Annotated in this window: 14 protein-coding genes; 4 read left to right on the top strand and 10 right to left on the bottom strand. The window is 66.6% G+C overall.

Going from position 1 to position 18,074, the window contains the following annotated elements:
* Positions 1-152: 152 nt before the first annotated feature.
* Positions 153-1,373 carry a multifunctional CCA addition/repair protein gene (locus ABIA73_RS20370; RefSeq protein ID WP_354276215.1) on the top strand — a complete coding sequence of 407 codons (1,221 nt, stop codon included), beginning with the start codon at positions 153-155 and terminating at the stop codon, positions 1,371-1,373.
* A gap of 57 nt (positions 1,374-1,430) precedes the next feature.
* Here ABIA73_RS20370 and ABIA73_RS20365 read toward each other — a convergent pair whose 3' ends face one another.
* From ABIA73_RS20365 to ABIA73_RS20350, 4 genes are all read right to left on the bottom strand, one after another.
* Entirely contained in the window at positions 1,431-1,865 is a 435-nt protein-coding gene (locus ABIA73_RS20365; RefSeq protein WP_059065110.1) for an SseB family protein, read from the bottom strand.
* An 87-nt stretch (positions 1,866-1,952) separates the two neighbouring features.
* Entirely contained in the window at positions 1,953-2,312 is a 360-nt protein-coding gene (locus tag ABIA73_RS20360) for a helix-turn-helix domain-containing protein (RefSeq protein ID WP_354276214.1), read from the bottom strand.
* Between the two features lie 63 nt (positions 2,313-2,375).
* A complete protein-coding gene (locus ABIA73_RS20355; RefSeq protein WP_080149839.1) occupies positions 2,376-2,714 on the bottom strand; it encodes a hypothetical protein in 339 nt (112 codons plus the stop codon).
* Between the two features lie 3 nt (positions 2,715-2,717).
* Positions 2,718-3,575, bottom strand: a complete 858-nt coding sequence (locus tag ABIA73_RS20350) for a S41 family peptidase (protein WP_167552094.1) — start codon at positions 3,573-3,575, stop codon at positions 2,718-2,720.
* A 569-nt stretch (positions 3,576-4,144) separates the two neighbouring features.
* Here ABIA73_RS20350 and ABIA73_RS20345 point away from each other — a divergent pair.
* Positions 4,145-4,567, top strand: coding sequence for a hypothetical protein (locus ABIA73_RS20345; RefSeq protein WP_025878679.1), 423 nt, complete (start codon positions 4,145-4,147; stop codon positions 4,565-4,567).
* Positions 4,568-4,907: 340 nt separating this feature from the next.
* On the opposite strand, the gene ABIA73_RS20340 is transcribed toward ABIA73_RS20345, so the two are convergent.
* The 6 genes from ABIA73_RS20340 to ABIA73_RS20315 form a co-directional block, all read right to left on the bottom strand.
* Complete coding sequence (locus ABIA73_RS20340; protein WP_354276213.1) at positions 4,908-7,952, bottom strand: autotransporter family protein; 3,045 nt, start codon at positions 7,950-7,952, stop codon at positions 4,908-4,910.
* A 316-nt stretch (positions 7,953-8,268) separates the two neighbouring features.
* Positions 8,269-9,336 carry an acyltransferase family protein gene (locus tag ABIA73_RS20335; protein ID WP_154881067.1) on the bottom strand — a complete coding sequence of 356 codons (1,068 nt, stop codon included), beginning with the start codon at positions 9,334-9,336 and terminating at the stop codon, positions 8,269-8,271.
* Between the two features lie 2 nt (positions 9,337-9,338).
* Positions 9,339-10,487: an N-acetylglucosamine-6-phosphate deacetylase gene (nagA, locus tag ABIA73_RS20330; protein WP_032975389.1), complete on the bottom strand. Its 1,149-nt coding sequence runs from the start codon at positions 10,485-10,487 to the stop codon at positions 9,339-9,341.
* Positions 10,487-11,515 carry an SIS domain-containing protein gene (locus ABIA73_RS20325; RefSeq protein WP_025878683.1) on the bottom strand — a complete coding sequence of 343 codons (1,029 nt, stop codon included), beginning with the start codon at positions 11,513-11,515 and terminating at the stop codon, positions 10,487-10,489. Before ABIA73_RS20325 ends, nagA begins: the two co-directional genes overlap by 1 nt.
* Positions 11,516-11,522: 7 nt before the next feature.
* Entirely contained in the window at positions 11,523-12,590 is a 1,068-nt protein-coding gene (locus tag ABIA73_RS20320) for a LacI family DNA-binding transcriptional regulator (RefSeq protein ID WP_025878684.1), read from the bottom strand.
* 39 nt (positions 12,591-12,629) lie between these two features.
* Positions 12,630-13,922 carry a sugar MFS transporter gene (locus tag ABIA73_RS20315; protein WP_059065118.1) on the bottom strand — a complete coding sequence of 431 codons (1,293 nt, stop codon included), beginning with the start codon at positions 13,920-13,922 and terminating at the stop codon, positions 12,630-12,632.
* Positions 13,923-14,306: 384 nt separating this feature from the next.
* Between ABIA73_RS20315 and ABIA73_RS20310 the strand changes: the two genes are divergently transcribed.
* Positions 14,307-15,323 carry a glucokinase family protein gene (locus tag ABIA73_RS20310; RefSeq protein ID WP_033832013.1) on the top strand — a complete coding sequence of 339 codons (1,017 nt, stop codon included), beginning with the start codon at positions 14,307-14,309 and terminating at the stop codon, positions 15,321-15,323.
* Positions 15,324-15,429: 106 nt separating this feature from the next.
* A complete protein-coding gene (locus tag ABIA73_RS20305; protein ID WP_140227678.1) occupies positions 15,430-18,054 on the top strand; it encodes a TonB-dependent receptor in 2,625 nt (874 codons plus the stop codon).
* The last annotated feature ends 20 nt before the right edge of the window (positions 18,055-18,074 follow it).

The following is an 18,074-nucleotide window of genomic DNA, read 5'->3' as shown; positions in this document are numbered from 1 at the left end:
GTGGGGGTGGAACACCCTGCGGGGCTATTTGTTCGGGGGGGGGGGGGGGGGGGGGGGGGGGGGCCCCCCGCGGGGGGGGGGGGCCCCCCCCCCCCGGGGGGGGGGGGGGCGCCCCCCCCCCCCCCCCCCCGCTACCGTGCCATCATCCCCCCATGAAGATCTATCTTGTCGGCGGCGCCGTGCGCGACCGCCTGTTGCAGCGCCCTGCCGGCGACCGTGACTGGGTCGTCGTCGGCGCCACGCCCGCGCAGATGGAAGCGCAGGGCTTCACCGCGGTCGGCCGTGATTTTCCCGTCTTCCTGCACCCGGAGACCGGCGAGGAATACGCGCTGGCCCGCACCGAACGCAAATCCGGCCGTGGCTACCGCGGCTTCGTGGTCGATGCCGATCCGGCGGTGACGCTGGAAGAAGACCTGCAGCGCCGCGACTTCACCATCAATGCCATCGCCTGCGACGAAGACAGCGGCACGCTGGTCGATCCCTATGGCGGCGCGCGCGACATCGAGCAGCGCGTGCTGCGCCATGTCGGTCCCGCATTCGTTGAAGACCCGCTACGCGTGCTGCGTGCGGCGCGCTTCATGGCCCGCTTCGCCTCGCTCGGCTTCACCGTCGCGCCGGAAACCATGGCGCTGATGCGCGAGGTGGCCGCCAGTGGCGAGCTCAACGCGCTGGTACCGGAACGTGTGTGGCAGGAACTGCGCAAGGCACTGGTGTGCGAACGCCCATCGGCGTTCCTGCGGACCCTGCACGACGCGCACGCGCTTGGCCCGATACTGCCAGAGCTGGAAGCGCTGTACGGCGTACCGCAGCGCGCGGAATTCCATCCGGAAGTCGACACCGGCATCCACCAGGAAATGGTCAGCGACATGGCGGCGACGCTCGCGCCCGGTGATGACCTGGTCGGCTTCGCCGCACTGACCCACGACCTCGGCAAGGGCCTGACCCCGGCCGAGGAATGGCCGCGCCACATCATGCACGAGCAGCGCGGCATCAAACCGCTGAAAGCACTGTGCGCGCGCCTGAAGATTCCGACCGAGCACCAGCAGTTGGCCGAGGCCGTCTGCCGCGAGCATCTGAACGTGCATCGCATCGACGAACTGCGCGATGCCACCGTGCTGGAACTGCTGGGCCGCTGCGATGCGTTGCGCCGGCCGGAGCGGGTGGCACGCATCGCGCTGTGCTGCGAGGCCGACAAGCGCGGCCGGCTCGGTTTCAAGGACAGCGACTACCCGCAGGGCGAAACACTCAAGCGCCTGCACCGGGCGGCGCTGTCAGTGCAGGCGCGTGACCTGGACACCACAAACCTGAAAGGCCCGGCCATTGGTGAGGCGCTGGCCAAGGCGCGTGTACGGGCGATCGCCGCCGCCCGCTGATGCTTATCCGGCGCTGTCACCGGTAGTGCCGGCCGCTGGCCGGCAACCACAGCGCTATCAGTGCGCCATCCCACGGGTGATCGCCGCAGCGCGCTCTTTCAGCTGCGCCACGGCATCGGGAATCATCTCCATGCCCACGTCCAGGCCGGGGTTCAGCACCAGGCCGACGCCCTCGCCGATGCCCGACAGCAGTGCATGCACCGCGATGGGCATGGCGTGGGCAAACTGCGGCAGCTGCTCATGCCAGATCTCCGCGCGCTCGGGCGCGGTGAACACCGCAAACATCGGCTCGCCGCTTTCGCTGGTCAGCACCAGCGGCGAAATGCTCTCGTCCCAGGCGCCGTCTTCACCGATGGCCTTGTCCAGCAGCACGAACACCGGCGCGGTCAGCAGGCCGTCGAGGAACTGCGAAGCCGTGAGGGTTCCGTCCTGGGCCTGCAACAGGCGCACTTCCAGGTCGTTGGCGGGTTCGAACGGCGTTTCGTGGTCCATGGTCGGTTCCGGTACGTGGTTGCTGGCTGCAACTTTAGCAGGCCCGGCATCAGCCTACGTACACCTCGTTCCGCAGCGGAATCGACCTCAGCGGCCGATCAGGCTTTCCGCCGGAATGCCCAGGTTGCGGTGCAGATTGCGGATCATCTCCAGGGTCAATCCGCGCTTGCGATTCAATACCTCATATACGCGGTTGAGCTGACCAATCGAGGGCACCAGATCCTTGACGGTCAGACCGCCCTGCTCCATGCGGAAGCGGATCGCTTCAATCGGGTCCGGCAGCTCGATCAGGTAGTGCTTCGCTTCGTAGGCCTCCACCAAGGTGGCGAGAATCTCGAAACGATCTCCCTCTTCGCTATCCAGCGCAGGTTCGTTCTCGAAATAGGCCTCCAGCTCGCGCAACGCGTTCTGGTAGTCGACTTCTGTGCGAACAGGACGAATGTTCATGGAAACTCCGCAGTACAAGCGCCAACCAGATCATAAGCCGCACGCAGCACTTCAGTTATACGGTCAGCCCCCACCGTGTCCCTGCCGCCACATCCACCCCGCCACCGCCAGCCCGGCCACTATCACCAGCATCACCGGCAGGCCGAAGCGGTGCCGGAATGGGATCGGCACCCCGCCCAGTTGCTGGTCCATGCTTTCGGTATCCAGCACCCAGCCATGTTCGCAGCCGGTGCAGGCCAGCTCGTAGCGGCGCTGGTAGACGAAGCCGAACAGCAGGTCGATGCGCGCCATCCTGTAGCGCAGTTGCGGGGCGAATTCGGTTTCGGTCTGGCAGCGCAGGCAGTGGTGCGATTCGGTGGGGCCGACAATCAGCACTCGCTCGTGTTGGCCGATCAGCAGCATGGCTCAGCCGTCCTTGCAGGCCGGCTGGGCGAGCAACCATGTTTCTGCGGCCAGCAGGGTGGAAGGGCCACTAGGCGTGATCTGGTCGGGCTGCAGCTTGGCGCCATCGCCCTGTCCACTGCGGTCGGTCATCACATTCCCTGTCAGCACAAGCATCGAGCCATCTACCAGAGGAACCGGGCGGTTGCCGGTGGAAAGGCCCGCGCTGGGCTGACCGAAACTGCGGCTGCCCGGCTGACCGCGGAACGCCAGCGCCACGGCCTCGCCGGAACTGGCCGTGCCTGCACCCATCACGACCGCGACAGGTGCGGGCGACACCCGCAACGTGTAGGTGGCCTGACGCGAGCGCAGCGAGCCATTGCCGCCGGCCGTCACCGCTCCCTCCCCCTGCCGCCAGGGCTGCAGGCCGCCAGCACTGCGGAACCCACCAATCACGCCTCCCTCGGGATCCGTGGTTCCATGCAGCAACGGCAACAGTCCCAACAGCATGGGCCACATATTGCCGCCGCCATTGCTGCTTACATCCACCACCCAACCGCACCGTGCACCATCATCCAAGGTGGCGATGCGCTGCTGCAGCGCCAGCGCGTACGCCTTGCGCGCCGTATAGCGCTCCTGCTCGCTCTTTCGCAGATCCTCAACGAAGGGGCTCACCTGCAATATGCCGATGCGTGGGTTGTCCTGCCGAGGCGCGGACAAGGCAGCGCTCTGGCCCCCGTTCAAACGCTGGGCGCGCTGGGAACGTTGGTGCTGCTCGCCGGGCGAGATCCATCGCCCATGCCCTCCGCTGCTGCGTGCAGCCGCCTCATCCAGCAAACGGCGTTGCAGAACGCGGTCACTGCCAGCGGCGGCCAGCTGCATGCGCACCTCGCTCCAATCCACGCGGTCGCGATACAGCGACTGCGTTTCCAGCAGTTCCAACATCTGGTCACGTGCTTCAGGCGTAGGCAGTTCGACCGCAGCTTCCGCCGCTCCGGCAGCGGATGGAATCAGAAGCATGCCGAGCATGGCTATGCGCGCATCCCTGTACTTCAGCATTGACGACTCCGTGTCATGTAGTGAACGGGAAGGATAACTGTGTCCAATGGCCTGGCGCTATCACGCAACGCGTCGTTTCTGGCACGACATGCACCCTCCGGAAATCTGCAACTTCACTCATTCCAACAGGCCGGCCAGCGTGTGAAATTCCTTATGCCAGCGCGTTCTGTGTTGGCCGGGATTGGCGTCCCGAATGAAGCTTTTCAGAGGCGGACTTGCAACGACGTTGCAGGACCGAACAATGCACCGTCCGTCGTTCTGCGGCGGGCGGTGCGAGGGGATCTTCCGGATCCGCCGGCTTCATTTCCTCTGGAAAGCTTCACCGGCACGCCAACCCGCACCGCCCGCCACCTTGCATTCCGCAGGTGGCCCAGCCCTGTGAGGTTGTTGCCATGACCACGCTCTACCCCACCTATCCGCGCCTGCACACATTGCTGGGCGATGCCCTGCCCGACCTGCAGCTGCCCAACGCCACCGCCGAGGCGCTGGAAGACGCGCTGGCCGAAGCCGATGAAGCTGCTCCCACGCCCGCCTTCTTCAAGCGGCTGCGCGACGTCACGCGCTGCCACGCCGCTGACGGCGAGCCGTGGACGGAACTGCGCATCACGCCGGCACGGGCGCGCGATCTGGCCTGCACCACGCGCTGCCTGCTGGCGTTGTCGGCGCTGGGAGGTGTGCTGCTGGCGACGCAGGCGGCGCGTGAACTGGACGACGTGGAAGCGCAGTGCCCGCCGCTGACGGAGGAAGGGCTGTTGCACGCGGTGCAGCTGCTGGCCGATCACGCGGGCGCGTTGCTGGGGCGTTCGCCGTTGTGATGCAGCGGCGTTGGGATTGCTTGATTGGTGGAAAGGCGTGTCGACCGAGTTCGACACCTACCAGAGCAGGTCATGGCGCTGGAGGGATTCGTGCCGACCTGGGTTGGCACCCACCAAAGCGGATCATGGCGCTGGAGGGATTCGTGTCGACCGAGGTCGACACCTACCAGAGCGGGTCATGCCGCTGGAGGGATTCGTGTCGACCGAGGTCGACACCTACCAGAGCGGATCATGGCGCCGGGGGGATTCGTGCCGACCTCGGTCGGCACCCACCAGAGCGGGTCATGGCGTCGGTTGGATTCGTGTCGACCAAGGTCGACACCCACCCAAGCGGAGGTCGTCACCAGTCCGCGCGCAGGCCGATGTTGCCTTCGATGATGCGGCGCTTGCCGTTGTCGCTGCCACCAACCTCGCGGGTGTAGTCGGCCACGGCATACGCGCTGATCGTGCGGTTGAAGCGCCCGACCACGCCGACACCGGCCTCCACAGCACGCGAGCGCTGCGAATTGATGATCGCGTCGCTGTCGAACAGGATGCGGTCCTCGCCTGAACGGCCATGCCAGTAGTTCAACTTGAAGTACGGCTGCCAGCCGTTGTCGGCCAACTGGTAATCGCCCGCCAGGCGCAGGCCGACGCGGCCGGTCCAGGCGTTGTCGTTGTCGAAGGAAACGGTGGACACCAGATCACGCTGGTCATCCAGTGAACTGCGCTGCCAGATCACCTGCAGCTGCGGTTCCAGCCACCACGATGACTGCCCGAACTGCAGCAGTGGCTTGCCCGCTTCCAGCGACAGCGTGGTGCCATCGCCCTTGAGGTCGATGCCCAGCCCGCGCGAGGAGCGCGTGCGGCCGTCGTAGCGGCTCTGCATCGCCACCGCATCGATGTAGCCGCCGCTGCTGTCGGTCAACGTCCAGTACAGGCCCACGTGCTTGTCGTCCAACCGGCTCTGGCCGACCAACACGTTGTCCCAGCCTACCGCCAGGCCGGTGATCCTGCCATCGGCGCGGGTACGGCCGACGAACACGCCGATCTGGTTGCGGTGGCTGTCACCGCTGGCAGCCCACACATCCAGGCCTGCCTGCACACCCATCACGTCACCATCGAAGCCGGGCCGTGCATCGCCTTTCCAGTGGATCTCGCTGCTCTGCCCGACCAGCCGTCCCCATGCCGTGCGGAAGGCGCCCTGGTTGTACAGCAGTCGCTGTTCGCCCTGGCGCTCATGGAAGGTCCCCAGGCTGGCCAGCGAGGTCTCGCGCAGCAGCGGTGGCACCACGGCGTAGGCCGCGGTCTCCAGGCGATACAGCGGCACCAGGCCGTTCTCGTTCGGCGCGGCGGGCCTTGCCCCCGCACTGGGCGGCGGCGAACCGGTACCGGGCAGGCTGCCACCGGCCACCGGCACGTCCGGTACGGGTGGATCACTGGGCGGCGCTACGGGCGCAGGTTCCGGCGGCGGTGGCGGCGGTGCGGTCTCGCCTGCGGTCAGGTCCGGATCGGTGGCACCCTCTGGCGGCGGCGGGGGTGCCGGGGGAATCGGCGGTGGTGGCGCCACCGGGGGCGTCGGCGGTGGCGGTGGCAGTACTTCGCCGCCGCCGTTCGGCGCGGGCGTCGGCCCGGCCGCCAATGTCGAACGCAGGTACCAGTTCTCGCCGGTGCCGGCGCTGACGCCGCCCTTGAACAGGAAATACTCGTAGGCACCGGCCGAGACCGGTGCGAACAACGAGAACGCGCCTGGCGCGGTGGTTGCGCCGTTCAGCGCCTGCACCACCAGGATACCGTCGACCAGCGTGGCCGCTCCTCCGCCACCGGTGTTGATGATGCCAAGGCCGGTGCTGCCGGTGGCGGTGCCGCCATCAAAGACCAGGCGGTCGCTGGCTGAGTCGTCCGCACCCAGCACGGTCTGCAGGTACACGCCACCGCCGTCGCCGCGATAGTTGCCACGGATGGTGAAGGCATCGCCGGCGCCGCTGTTGTTGGTCAGATCAATGCGTCCGGCGTTGACCATGTTCACCAGCGCGGCTGCCGCGAACGGGCGGATCGCATGGTTGCCGCCTCCGCCGAACAGCGTGCTGGTCTCGTCCACGTTCAAGCTGCCGGTGCCGGTGGCACTGTCGCCCAGCACCAGGTCGCCATCGAAGGTGAGCTCGGTGCTGCTGGCCAGGCTGATCGCTTCCCAGTTCTGGAAGCGCCCGACGCCAGCGGTCTTGACGTTGTTGAAGCTGAGGCGATCGCTGCCGGTGCCACCATCGAACAGCGGTACAGCGCCGAGGTTGGCCTGGTTGAGATTGCCCAGGGTCGCGACGTCATCGTCGGGGCCCATGTCGATGGCGCCGTAGACAATGCCGCCGCCATTCCAGTTGAAGGTGTCGTTGCCGGTGCTCAGCAGCACCTGGCCACGCACCGTGCCACCGGTGATGGTGACGCTGTCGGCGCCGCCACTGACGCTGATGTTGCCGCCGATGTAGGCGTCGTTGGAGATGATGATGGTGTCGGTGTCGAAGCCGGTGACCACGTTGCCGTCGACGGTGCCGCCGGACATGTCCCACAGGTTCTTGTCCAGTTTCATGTTGACGCGGCCGATGCGGCCGCCGGTCATCCACGCCTGGTCGCCATCTTCGAACGCGCCGACGATGCGGCCACCGCTCATGCGGAAGGTGTCGATGTTGTCGCCCTGCTGCAGGGCGCCGATGGTGCCGCCGGTCATGACGAAATCATCGCGGCCACTGCCCTGCGTCACCAGCCCGGTGATGGTGCCGGCGTTGACGGTCAGCTGGTCATCGCCATTGCCCTGGTCGAGGCTGTCGATGGTGCCGCCGCTGAGCAGCAGCACGTCGTTGCCATCGCCCTGCTGCACGCCGCCGCTGATGCTGCCGGCCAGCATCTGCAGACGATCGTTGCCGGCACCGAACTGCACGCCGCTGCTGCCACTGATGGTGCCGCGGTTGACCAGCTCGCTGTCGCCGGCACCGCTGAACTGCAGTGCGATACCGCTGCCGGAACTGATGCTGCCGGTGTTGTCGACGCGGCTGCCGCCGCCAAGCTGTACCGCGTTACCGCTCGCCGAGCTGATGGTGCCGAGATTGGTGAGCACGTGCCCGCCCGCGCCGAGCAGGGAGACGGCGCTGCCCGCGCCGGCCTGCTGCAGCTGCGCGCCATTGCCAACATTCACGGTGATGCCTGCCGCGCCACTGGCGCTGATGGCTGCTGTCTCGGGATTGGGGGCGGTGCTGCTGCAGGTGACGGTCTGCCCGGCCACGGGAGCCGTCGCGTCGCACCCGGCCCAGGCGGCAGGGGCGGACAGGGCGAGCAGCGAGGGCATCGCCAGGATCTGCAGCAGGGAAACGGTCAAGCGGCGCTGGCGGAACCCGCGCGGGACGACATGGGACATACAGCACTCCTGGGTCGGGGATCAGGAACTGCGGATGCTCTGTACGACACTGCCGATGCAGTCTGCCCTGCCATGAATGGTTTCGATAGGTGAACTTATCGGCAGTCGGTCACGCTTTCGTTGTGAAACCGGGAAGTAGTCACGCAGCCCGCATGTCGATGAACCGATTCATTTCCCATCGCCCGGGATGGAACATCCACGCATGGCACAGCGGGCATGCCACACCTGGATAGCCATGGATCCACACCCGGATGGGCCATGCCCAGTAGATCCACGCCATGCGTGGATGGGCCGTTCTCCACGATGTTTGCCGCGCTCAGATCTTCAGATAAATGCGACGTCGGTCCAACCACCACGCCACGCCCCACCACAGCGCGACGAACGCCAACGCCTGCAGCATCGAGGCCAGCTCCAGCGCCTGTGGCATCGCTGCGGCCAACTGTTGCCAGACCCAACCCCAGGCGCCGGTGGCCAACAGGATCACCGACATCACCGAGGCACCCAGATAGGCGGTGATGGCATTGACGCCGAAGCGCCGGCCCAGTGCCGGCCATCCCTTGCGGTCGATCAGCAGGTGGCCCAGCCACAATGCCAGCGCGGCCAGGCCACCGGTCCACAGCACGTAGCTGGGCGTCCACAGCTGCTTGTTGAGCGGCAGTACGGTTGCCAGCAGCAGGCCAAGCACGGCGGTGACCGCACCCAGCGCGGCCAATGCACCGGCACGGCCATTGCGCAGCAGGCCACCGGCCAGCAGGCCCAGCACGGTGCTGGCCAATGCGCCGAGACTGCTCAGCAATCCTTCCGGGTCATGGCCCAGACCGGTATCGGCCTGCCATTGGTAGATCCATGGCGCGAACAAGGTGGTATCCAGGCGACTGGCCGGGTTGGTCCACGGCGCCAGGTCACCCACGCCCAGCAGCAGCGCGGCGTAGCCCACCAGCAGCGCCACCAGCGCGGCCGCCTGCACGCGCGGGCGCGCATACACCGCCAGCACGCCCACCACGGCCGCGCACAGCGCAATGCGCTGCAGCACGCCCCAGATGCGGAAATGGTGCGTGTGCAGTGCCCACCACACCAGCAGGTGCAGCAGCACACCGGCAACGGCGATGCGCAACGCGCGTTCCAGCACGCCACGTGCAAGCGCAGGCCGTGCGGCCGGATCCAGCGCGCGCGGTGCGACGCTGAAGGCCATCGACACGCCAACAAGGAACAGGAAGAACGGGAACACCAGATCGGTCGGCGTACAACCGTGCCAGTCGGAATGGCGCAGCGGTGCGAACACCGCGCTCCAGTCGCCTGGGTTGTTGACCAGGAGCATCGCCGCCACGGTCATGCCGCGCAGGGCGTCGATCGAGCCCAACCGGCGTGGCGGCGCGCTGCTCATCGTCAGGCCGCCTCGTACTGGCCGGCGATCCACGTACCACGCACCTGCAGCGCGTCGTCCAGCAGCACCAGGTCGGCCTGGTAGCCCTCGGCGATGTAGCCCAGGCGATCATCGACATTGAGGAACTGCGCCGGATAGGTCGAGGCCATGCGCGCGGCTTCGGCCAGCGGCTGGCGCAGCAACTGCACGGTGTTGCGCACGGCAGTGGCCATGTCCAGCGCCGAACCGGCCAGCGAGCCGGCCGCGTTGCGCACCACGCCGTCGATGGCAGTAATGGTTTCGCCATACAGCACGTAGCTCGGATCGTCGGCACCGACCGGCGGCATCGCGTCGGTCACCAGCAGCAGGCGGCCACGCGGCTTGGCCGCCAGCGCCACCCGCAGGCTGGCCGGATGCACGTGCACGCCATCGACGATGATGCCGATCCAGCTGTCGCGATCTTCCAGCGCCGCGCCGACTGCGCCGGGTTCGCGGCCCTGCAGCGGCGACATCGCGTTGTACAGATGGGTGAAGCCACGCACGCCGGCATCGAGGCCGGCACGGATCTCTTCATAGGTGCCGGCCGTGTGGCCAGCAGCGACGATCACACCGCGCTCGACCAGCGCGCGGATGGTCTCCAGCGGCACGCGCTCGGGCGCCAGGGTCAGCAGGGTCACGCCGTTGTCCAGCGACGACGCCAGTTCGATTTCCTGCTCGTCCGGCACGCGGAACTTGCTGGCATCGTGCGTGCCCTTGCGCGCCGGTGCGATGTACGGGCCTTCCAGGTGGATGCCGATCACGCCGGGCACGCCCTGTGCGATCGCCTGGCGCATCGCGCCGATCGCCTCGCGCATCACGACCACGTCGTCACTGATCAGGGTCGGCAGCATTGCCGTGGTGCCGAAGCGGCGATGCGCACGGGCAATCGTACGCAGCGACTCGACGTCGGGCGTGTTGTTGAACAGCGCGCCGCCACCGCCATTGACCTGTACATCGATGAAGCCGGGCAGCAGCCAGCCACCGCCAAGATCCACCTGCTCGTCGGCCGTACCCAGCTGCGGCGCCGCGTCGGGCAGCAGCGCGCTGATGTGGCCGTCTTCGATCACCACCGCAAGATCATCGCGGAACTCATCGCCGGCAAGAATGCGGGCATTGCGCAGGACGGTTGCCATCACACCGTCTCCGTCACCTTGTTCAGATGCGGCGGCAGATCCGGGTTGAAGCCACGGCGCAGCGCCAGTGCATTGATCGCGCGATAGAAGCTCTGCACCGTCAGCAGCGGCGCGCACAGCGGATGCGGCGCGGCAGCGACCGGCAGGTTGCCGCCGGCACCGGCCAGCCACACCTTGGCGCCACGTGCGGTGAACTCTTCAGCCACGGCACGGGTACCGGCGCCGGTCTCATCGGGCTGGGCAAAGGCCAGCACCGGGAAGCCGCGATCGACCAGCGCCATCGGACCATGCTTGACCTCGGCCGAGCTGTAGGCCTCGGCATGCAGGCTGCAGGTTTCCTTGAACTTCAGCGCCGCTTCCTGCGCCGCGCCCAGGCCGAGGCCACGGCCGAGCACGAACAGGTTGTTGGCCTCCACCAGGCCATCGGTCACCGCGCTCCAGTCGCACTGCCAGGCCTCGCGCATCGCATCGGGCAGCAGGTCCAGAGCGTTGCGCAGCGCGCTGTCCTGCTTCCAGTACGCGGCCAGCTGCAGCAGCGCGGACAACGAAGCGAGGTAGCTCTTGGTCGCCGCCACGCTCTTCTCCACGCCGGCATGCAGCGGAATGACCGTGTCGGCCAGTTGTGCCAGCGGAGAATCCTCGACGTTGACCAGCGCCACCACGCGCGCGCCAGCGGCCTTGGCCGCTTCGGCATTACGCAGCAGGTCCGGGCTCTTGCCGGACTGCGAGATGACAATGAACAACGCACCGCGCAGCTGCAGCGGTGCCGCGTAGACCGAACCCACCGACGGCGAGGCCGAGGCGACGACCAGGCCCAGCTGGGTTTCCAGCAGGTACTTGCCGTAGGTCGCGGCATGGTCGGAGCTGCCACGTGCGCAGGTCACCACGAACGGCGGCGGCGCAGCGCGCAGGCTGGCGGCCAGCGTCTCCATCACGGCGTGGTTGCGGGCGAACTGGCGGGCAACGACCTCGGCCGCTTCGGCAGCCTCGGCGAACATCAGGGTGGCGGTGGGATCGGACAGCGACATGGCAGGCTCAGGAAGGATCGGAAGGAAGGGGACGCGCGGCGGCAGGACGCATCGGTGCGGTCGAGCCGCGCACCACCAGTTGCGGCACGAAGCCCTGGTTGTGCAGCGGCGCCGGCGCATCGTCGTAGGCATCGCTGCGCAGCTGTGCGATCAGCAGGCGCGCGGCATGGCGGGCGATGTCTTCGGTGGCCTGCTTGGCAGTGGTCAGCGGCGGCCACGACTGGCGCGAGAACGGACTGTCCTCGAAGCCGGCAATGGACAGGTCGTAGGGCACGTTCATGCCGGCCGACTTCGCTGCGGCCAGCACGCCGGCGGCGATTTCATCGTTGGAACCGAAGATGGCGGTGGGCGGTTCGCGCAGTGCCAGCAGGCGCCGCGCACCGCGGAAACCATCGTCGAAGGTGTAGTCGCCCTGCACCACCAGATGCTTGTCCACGGTCATGCCGTAGTCCTTCAGCGCGGCCTCGTAACCGGCGTAGCGTTCGCCCGAAGAACGGTGCGAGGTGCCACCCCAGAGGAAGCCGATGCGCTGGTGGCCCAGCTGGATCAGGTGCTCGGTGATTTCATAGGCGGCTTCGCGGTCGTCGACGAACACACAGGCGCCATCGGCCGGATCTTCGGTGGCGGCAATGATCCGCACCAGCTTGATGCCGCGCGCGGTGAGCGCCTGGACCAGGTCGCGACGTTCGGACATCGGTGCGGTCAGCACCAGCCCGGCCAGGCGCGAGCGCTGCACCCAGTCGGCCAGTTCATCGGCCAGCAGCGGCGAACTGGAATCGCACGGATGGATCTGCAGGCCGAAGCCGGTTTCGCGGCAGGCCGCGAGCACGCCGTTCTGCACGCCGATGATGTGGTACGGGTTGGGGTTGTCGTACACCAGCCCGATCACGAAGGTGGTGCCGCTGCGCAGGTTGCGCGCCGACGGATCGGGTTCGTAGTCGAGCTCGGCAATGGCACGCAGCACCCGCGCACGGGTGGCCTGCATCACCGAGGGCTCGTTGTTGATCACCCGCGACACCGTCTTCAGCGAGACCTTGGCCTTTTCGGCAACGTCCTTGATGGTCGCTCTGCGCATCGGCTTTTCCTGGGGTTGGCTGCCGTCCATCATCGCCGATCAGACCTTGTCCTGCGGCAGGCCGACGCGATGGCCGACCACCGAGTAGAACAGGATGTACAGATAGCAGGGCACCATCAGCAGCAGGAACACCAGCTGGAAGTCGATGTGCTGCTTGAGCACGGCAAACAGCTGCGGAATGATCGCGCCGCCGGCGATGCCCATGACCAGCAGCGCCGAACCGGTTTCGGTGAAGCGGCCCAGGCCACGGATCGCCAGCGGGAAGATCGCCGGCCACATCATCGCGTTGGCAAAGCCCAGCAGCGCCACGAAGGCGACCGACACATAGCCGTGGGTGAAGAAGGCGCCCAGGCAGAACAGCACGCCCAGTACCGCCGAGATGGTCAGGTAGCGCGACTGCGAGACCACTCGCGGGATCAACACCAGGCCGACCACGTAGCCGATGAGCATCGCAAACAGGGTGAACGCGGTGAACATCTTGGTCTGGTCCAGCGGCAGGTCGAAGCCATGACCGTAGGTACCGATGGCATCTCCGGCCATTACTTCCACGCCGACGTAGACGAACAGGCAGAGCACGCCCAGCCACAGATGCGGGAACTGGAAGATGCTGCTGCGCTCGGCCTTGCCTGGCACGCCGGCCGGAGTGGCATTGGCCTCGGAGGCCTTGATTTCGGGCAGCGGCGAGAACAATACCGCCACCGCCAGCAGCACCAGCAAACCGGCCATGGCCAGATACGGCGCGTGGATCTTGGCCGCGAACTGGTTGAGCAGCGTGGCCTTGGTGGCCGCATCGGCGGCCTGCACCTGAGCGTCGAGATCACCGATGCCATGCAGCACCAGAGTGCCGATCAATATCGGCGCAAGGATGCCAGCGATCTTGTTGCAGATGCCCATCATCGCGATGCGCCGTGCGGCGGTTTCGATCGGGCCGAGGATGGAGATGTACGGGTTGATCGCGGTCTGCAGCAGCGCAAGGCCGCTACCGATCACGAACAGGCCGCCCAGTGCACCGGGATACCAGCGCTGGGTGGCGAATTCACCAAACAGCGCCGCACCACCGGCCATCACCAGCAGGCTCAGGCTCAGGCCTTTTTTCATGCCGGTGCGGCGCAGGATCCACGACGCCGGCAGGGCCAGGAAGAAGTAGGACAGGTAGAACACCATCAGCACCAGGAAGGCGCCGACCTCGCTCAGCTCGAAGGCGAGTTTGACGAAGGTGATCAACGGGCCGTTGAGCCAGGTGAAGAAGCCGATCAGGAAGAACAGCACGCCGACGATTGCGATGGACGAGGCCACGTTCGGGCGTGCGCTTGCAGCGGGGACGGCTGACATCAGGAAGGCTCCTGCGGCGACGGCCGCAGAACACGGCGTCGGAGAGTGGCTGGGAACAACGTTGTCACATTCTTTCGATGGACAGCGACCGTTTGTCAACTTCCCTGCACGGGTCACCACACCTCATGTTGCACTGCGCAAGCGCGTTGCACGGCCATCCGCTGAATGCGCTTGGCCCTTGAAGCCCCTTGCTGCAACGGTTCCGCCCGGGATGCGATGCTCACGCCATGTAAACGTTTACGGCGATCTGCATTCGTTGCGGCGCAGCAACGAAAGTGTCACGAACTCGTTGACATCGTTGTCAACGCGGTTACAGACTCCGCCCAATCGCCGGCTCCATCGTTGCCCTTCCCGGGGCCGGCCCCACCTGCAGCAGGAGCCCGCGTGACCGCCAGCCATCCCGCCCCGGCCCATGTCCTGTCCCGCGTCGCGCCCTCGTTCCTGGCTGCCGACGTTGGCGGCACCCATGTGCGTGTCGCCCGGGTCCAGGCCAGCGGCGACGATGCCCATCCGGTGCAGGTGCTCGATTACCGCAAGTACCGCAACGCCGACCACGCCGGGCTCAGCGCGATCCTCGCCGACTTCCTGGCCGAAGGCCCGCGCCCGTCGCATTGCGTGGTCGCCACCGCCGGCTACGCCCGCGAAGACGGCACGGTGATCACCGCCAACGTGCCGTGGCCGTTGTCGGCGCGGCAGATCGAGGCCGACGTCGGCCTGCAGCGGGTGCACATCGTCAACGACTTCGAAGCGGTGGCCTACGCAGCCGCGCAGGTCGATGCCAGCGGCGTGCTGCACCTGTGCGGCCCGGAAACGGCGCCGCGCGGCCCGACCCTGGTGGTCGGCCCCGGCACGGGCCTGGGCGCAGCGCTGTGGATTCCCACCGCCAACGGCCCGGTGGTGCTGGCCACCGAAGCCGGGCAGCCGACCCTGGCCGCCAGCACCGAACTGGAAATGGCGATTGTCCGCCACATGCAGCGCGACCGCGCGCACGTGTCGATCGAACATGCCCTTTCCGGTCCCGGCCTGATGAACCTGTACCGCGCGATCTGCGCGCTGCAGGGGCAGGCACCGGCGCTGGCCAGCCCCGATGCGGTCACCGCTGCGGCGATGACCGGCACCGATCCGCTGGCGCGTCAGGCGCTGGATGTGTTCTGCGGCCTGCTCGGCAGCACCATCGGCGACATGGCCCTGTTCTATGGCGCCCACGGCGGGGTCTACCTGGCCGGCGGGATCCTGCCGCAGATCCGCGAGTACCTGCGCACCAGCACCTTCGTCGAACGCTACCTGCAGAAGGGGCCCATGGGCGAGGCGCTGGCACGCATCCCGGTGAAGGTGGTCGAACACGGACAGCTGGGCGTGATCGGCGCTGCCAGCTGGTACCTGCTCCACGCCGACGCCTGAACCTGCAATCGGCTTCAACGCAATCGCAGCACGTCGTTCCGTTCCATGCCGTAATCGCAATCCGCATGCCGCCGCCGGCACCCAACGAGTGATGAGGAGAGACATCATGAATACCCGCAAGACTCTGCTTTCGGCAGCCATCGTCGGCTGCCTCGCCTTCTCGGCGCACGCACAGGACCAGAGCCCGCAGGACCTGGACACCGTGCAGGTGGTGGGCATCCGCGCCAGCCTGGAAAAGTCGCTGGACACCAAGCGCAACAACGTCGGTGTGTCCGAAGCGATCACTGCCGAGGACATCGGCAAGTTCCCCAGCACCAACGTTGCTGAAGCACTGTCGCAGATCCCGGGCGTGACCCTCGACCGCCGCTTCGGCCAAGGCGAGCGCGTCAGCATCGACGGCACCGACCCCAGCCTCAACCTGTCCTTCCTCGACAACCACCCGGTGGCGCAGGCGATCTGGCTGTACGGCGAACAACCCAACCGCGGCTTCGACTACACGCTGCTGGCCCCGCAGATCCTGGGCCGCGCCGAGATCCTCAAGTCGTCCGAAGCGCGCCTGACCGAAGGCAGCCTCGGCGGCACCGTGCTGATGCATACCCGCCAGCCACTGGACCTGAAGCAGAACGAAGTGGCCGCCTCGGTAGGCTACAGCTACAGCCAGCAGGCCAGCGAAGGCAAGCCGAACGCCGCCGTGCTGTACAGCTGGAAGAACAACGACGAAACCTTCGGCGTGGCCGTGTCGGCCCAGCACTACGAAGAAGCCGTCGACCGCCAGGGCAAGGAAGTGTTCGGCTACACCAAGGCCAGCACCTTCCCCAATGCCACCGGCGTGGCCGCCGACGTGGACGTGCCCAATTCGTTCAACGCCGCCTGGTTCCAGCAGGAGCGCAAGCGCGACAGCGCCGTGGTCAACCTGCAGTTCAAGCCGACCGACACGCTTGAGTTCAACCTCAGCGGCATGTACATCAAGGAGAAGTTCGACAACTACAACCAGTCGCTCTATTCCTTCCTGACTTGGAACCCGGGCACCGTCAACGCGGTCAACCAGCTTGGCGACGTGCGCAATGGCGTGGCTACCAGCGGCCACTCCAACGCCAGCGCCACCGCCAACAGCGGTACGCTGATCTATGACAACAACGTGCGCCTGTCCGAAGTGGTCACCAAGGGCGTGGACCTGCGCGGCGCGTGGAAGGGCGAGGGCTGGGGCATGACCGGTCAGGTCGGGCAGAGCAAGTCCGACAACAAGAACCTGGCCCAGTACTTCATCGAGCCGTTCTACAACGGCGGCTACAGCTGGAACATGGACAAGGGCATCACTTTCGATGACCCGGCCGGCGCGCGCGATCCGGCCAACTGGGGCTCGGCCGGTGGCTGGTTCGGCAACAACGGCGTGTTCTCCACCGAGAGCAAGGACACCTACGCCCAGCTCGATTTCAACGTCCAGTTCGACAGCATCTTCAACCAGCTGCAGTTCGGCGTGCGCCACGGCAAGCACGATGAAGCCTTCACCCTCAACGTGTATGGCGGCGTCACCCCGGGCACGCTGGCCGACGTGGGCACCATCGGCCTGACCGATATCCAGGGCTTCACCCCCGACCAGGGCCGCCACGTGCAGGCCGGCCGCAACAACGTGCTGAACTGGGTGCGCAACAGCCCTATCGACTACAGCAACCCCGATCCGGCCAGCTACCTCAACAACAGCTGGGCGCTGACCCAGACCAACAATGCCGCCTATGCGCAGCTGAACTTCTCCAACGGCCCGCTGCGCGGCAACCTGGGCGTGCGCTACGTCGATTCCAAGACCGAAGGCAGCGGCTTCGTCTACGGTGGCACGCCCTCGCTGACCGACCTGGACAGCAAGTGGCAGACCCGCACCAAAAAGGAAGACTTCGTGCTGCCGTCGTTGAACGTGGCCTGGGACACCGACAACGACTGGGTGTTCCGCTTTGCTGCAGCCAAGGTGATCGCCTGGGCGCCGTACAACCAGATGGTCAACAACACCTTCCTCAACGACACCACCCTGACCGGTTCGGGCGGCAACGCCGATCTGTCGCCGTATGAGTCGTGGAACTTCAACGCCTCCGCCGAGTACTACTACGCGCCGCAGGCCGTGGTGGCCTGGTCGGTGTTCTACAAGAAGATCGACAACTACATCGATACCTCGGCTACGATCGAGCGCCAGTACAACTCGATCCGCGACACCTCGCCTGCGACTTGGGCCAATATCGTCGGCAGCAACGGCTGCACCGCCGATGGCTACTGCGATTACAGCATCCAGCGCCCGCGCAACGCTGGCAGCGGCCACGTCAAGGGCTTCAACATCAGCTTCCAGCAGCCCTTCGGTGAAAGCGGCTTCGGCCTGACCGGCAACTACACCTACGCCAACGGCGAGAACAACACCGGCGACCCGCTGCCGTACCAGTCGCGCAATGCTATTGCGTTCAGCCCGTACTACGAGAAGGGCCCGATCAATGCGCGCCTGACCTACAACTGGCGTGACAGCTATCTGGCCGGCGGCTACGTGGCCGGCGCGGCCCCCTCCAGCGTGGACGATTACGCAGAACTGGGCGCCAGCTTCGGCTACACCTTCAACGACAACTGGTCGCTGACGGTGGATGCGCAGAACCTGCTGGACGAAACCTACTTCCAGTACCTGGGCGACAAGGAACACTTGGCCGGCAAGTACAAGAGCGGCCGCCGCTACATGGCCACCCTGCACTTCAAGTTCTAAGCCTGCACCCAGCTGCACAT

It is taken from the genome of Stenotrophomonas sp. 2694, from assembly GCF_040548715.1.
In the GTDB taxonomy this organism is placed as follows: Bacteria; Pseudomonadota; Gammaproteobacteria; order Xanthomonadales; family Xanthomonadaceae; genus Stenotrophomonas; species Stenotrophomonas indicatrix.
This window is presented reverse-complemented; position numbering and strand designations above follow the sequence as displayed.

Bases quoted from the DNA above. Each gene is read 5' to 3' on its own strand.
- ABIA73_RS20340 (WP_354276213.1), bottom strand. From the start codon at position 7,952: ATGTCCCATGTCGTCCCGCGCGGGTTCCGCCAGCGCCGCTTGACCGTT.
- ABIA73_RS20335 (WP_154881067.1), bottom strand. From the start codon at position 9,336: ATGAGCAGCGCGCCGCCACGCCGGTTGGGCTCGATCGACGCCCTGCGC.
- ABIA73_RS20365 (WP_059065110.1), bottom strand. From the start codon at position 1,865: ATGGACCACGAAACGCCGTTCGAACCCGCCAACGACCTGGAAGTGCGC.
- nagA (WP_032975389.1), bottom strand. From the start codon at position 10,487: ATGGCAACCGTCCTGCGCAATGCCCGCATTCTTGCCGGCGATGAGTTC.
- ABIA73_RS20320 (WP_025878684.1), bottom strand. From the start codon at position 12,590: ATGCGCAGAGCGACCATCAAGGACGTTGCCGAAAAGGCCAAGGTCTCG.
- ABIA73_RS20370 (WP_354276215.1), top strand. From the start codon at position 153: ATGAAGATCTATCTTGTCGGCGGCGCCGTGCGCGACCGCCTGTTGCAG.
- ABIA73_RS20305 (WP_140227678.1), top strand. From the start codon at position 15,430: ATGAATACCCGCAAGACTCTGCTTTCGGCAGCCATCGTCGGCTGCCTC.
- ABIA73_RS20350 (WP_167552094.1), bottom strand. From the start codon at position 3,575: ATGCAGCTGGCCGCCGCTGGCAGTGACCGCGTTCTGCAACGCCGTTTG.
- ABIA73_RS20355 (WP_080149839.1), bottom strand. From the start codon at position 2,714: ATGCTGCTGATCGGCCAACACGAGCGAGTGCTGATTGTCGGCCCCACC.
- ABIA73_RS20325 (WP_025878683.1), bottom strand. From the start codon at position 11,515: ATGTCGCTGTCCGATCCCACCGCCACCCTGATGTTCGCCGAGGCTGCC.
- ABIA73_RS20315 (WP_059065118.1), bottom strand. From the start codon at position 13,922: ATGTCAGCCGTCCCCGCTGCAAGCGCACGCCCGAACGTGGCCTCGTCC.
- ABIA73_RS20360 (WP_354276214.1), bottom strand. From the start codon at position 2,312: ATGAACATTCGTCCTGTTCGCACAGAAGTCGACTACCAGAACGCGTTG.
- ABIA73_RS20345 (WP_025878679.1), top strand. From the start codon at position 4,145: ATGACCACGCTCTACCCCACCTATCCGCGCCTGCACACATTGCTGGGC.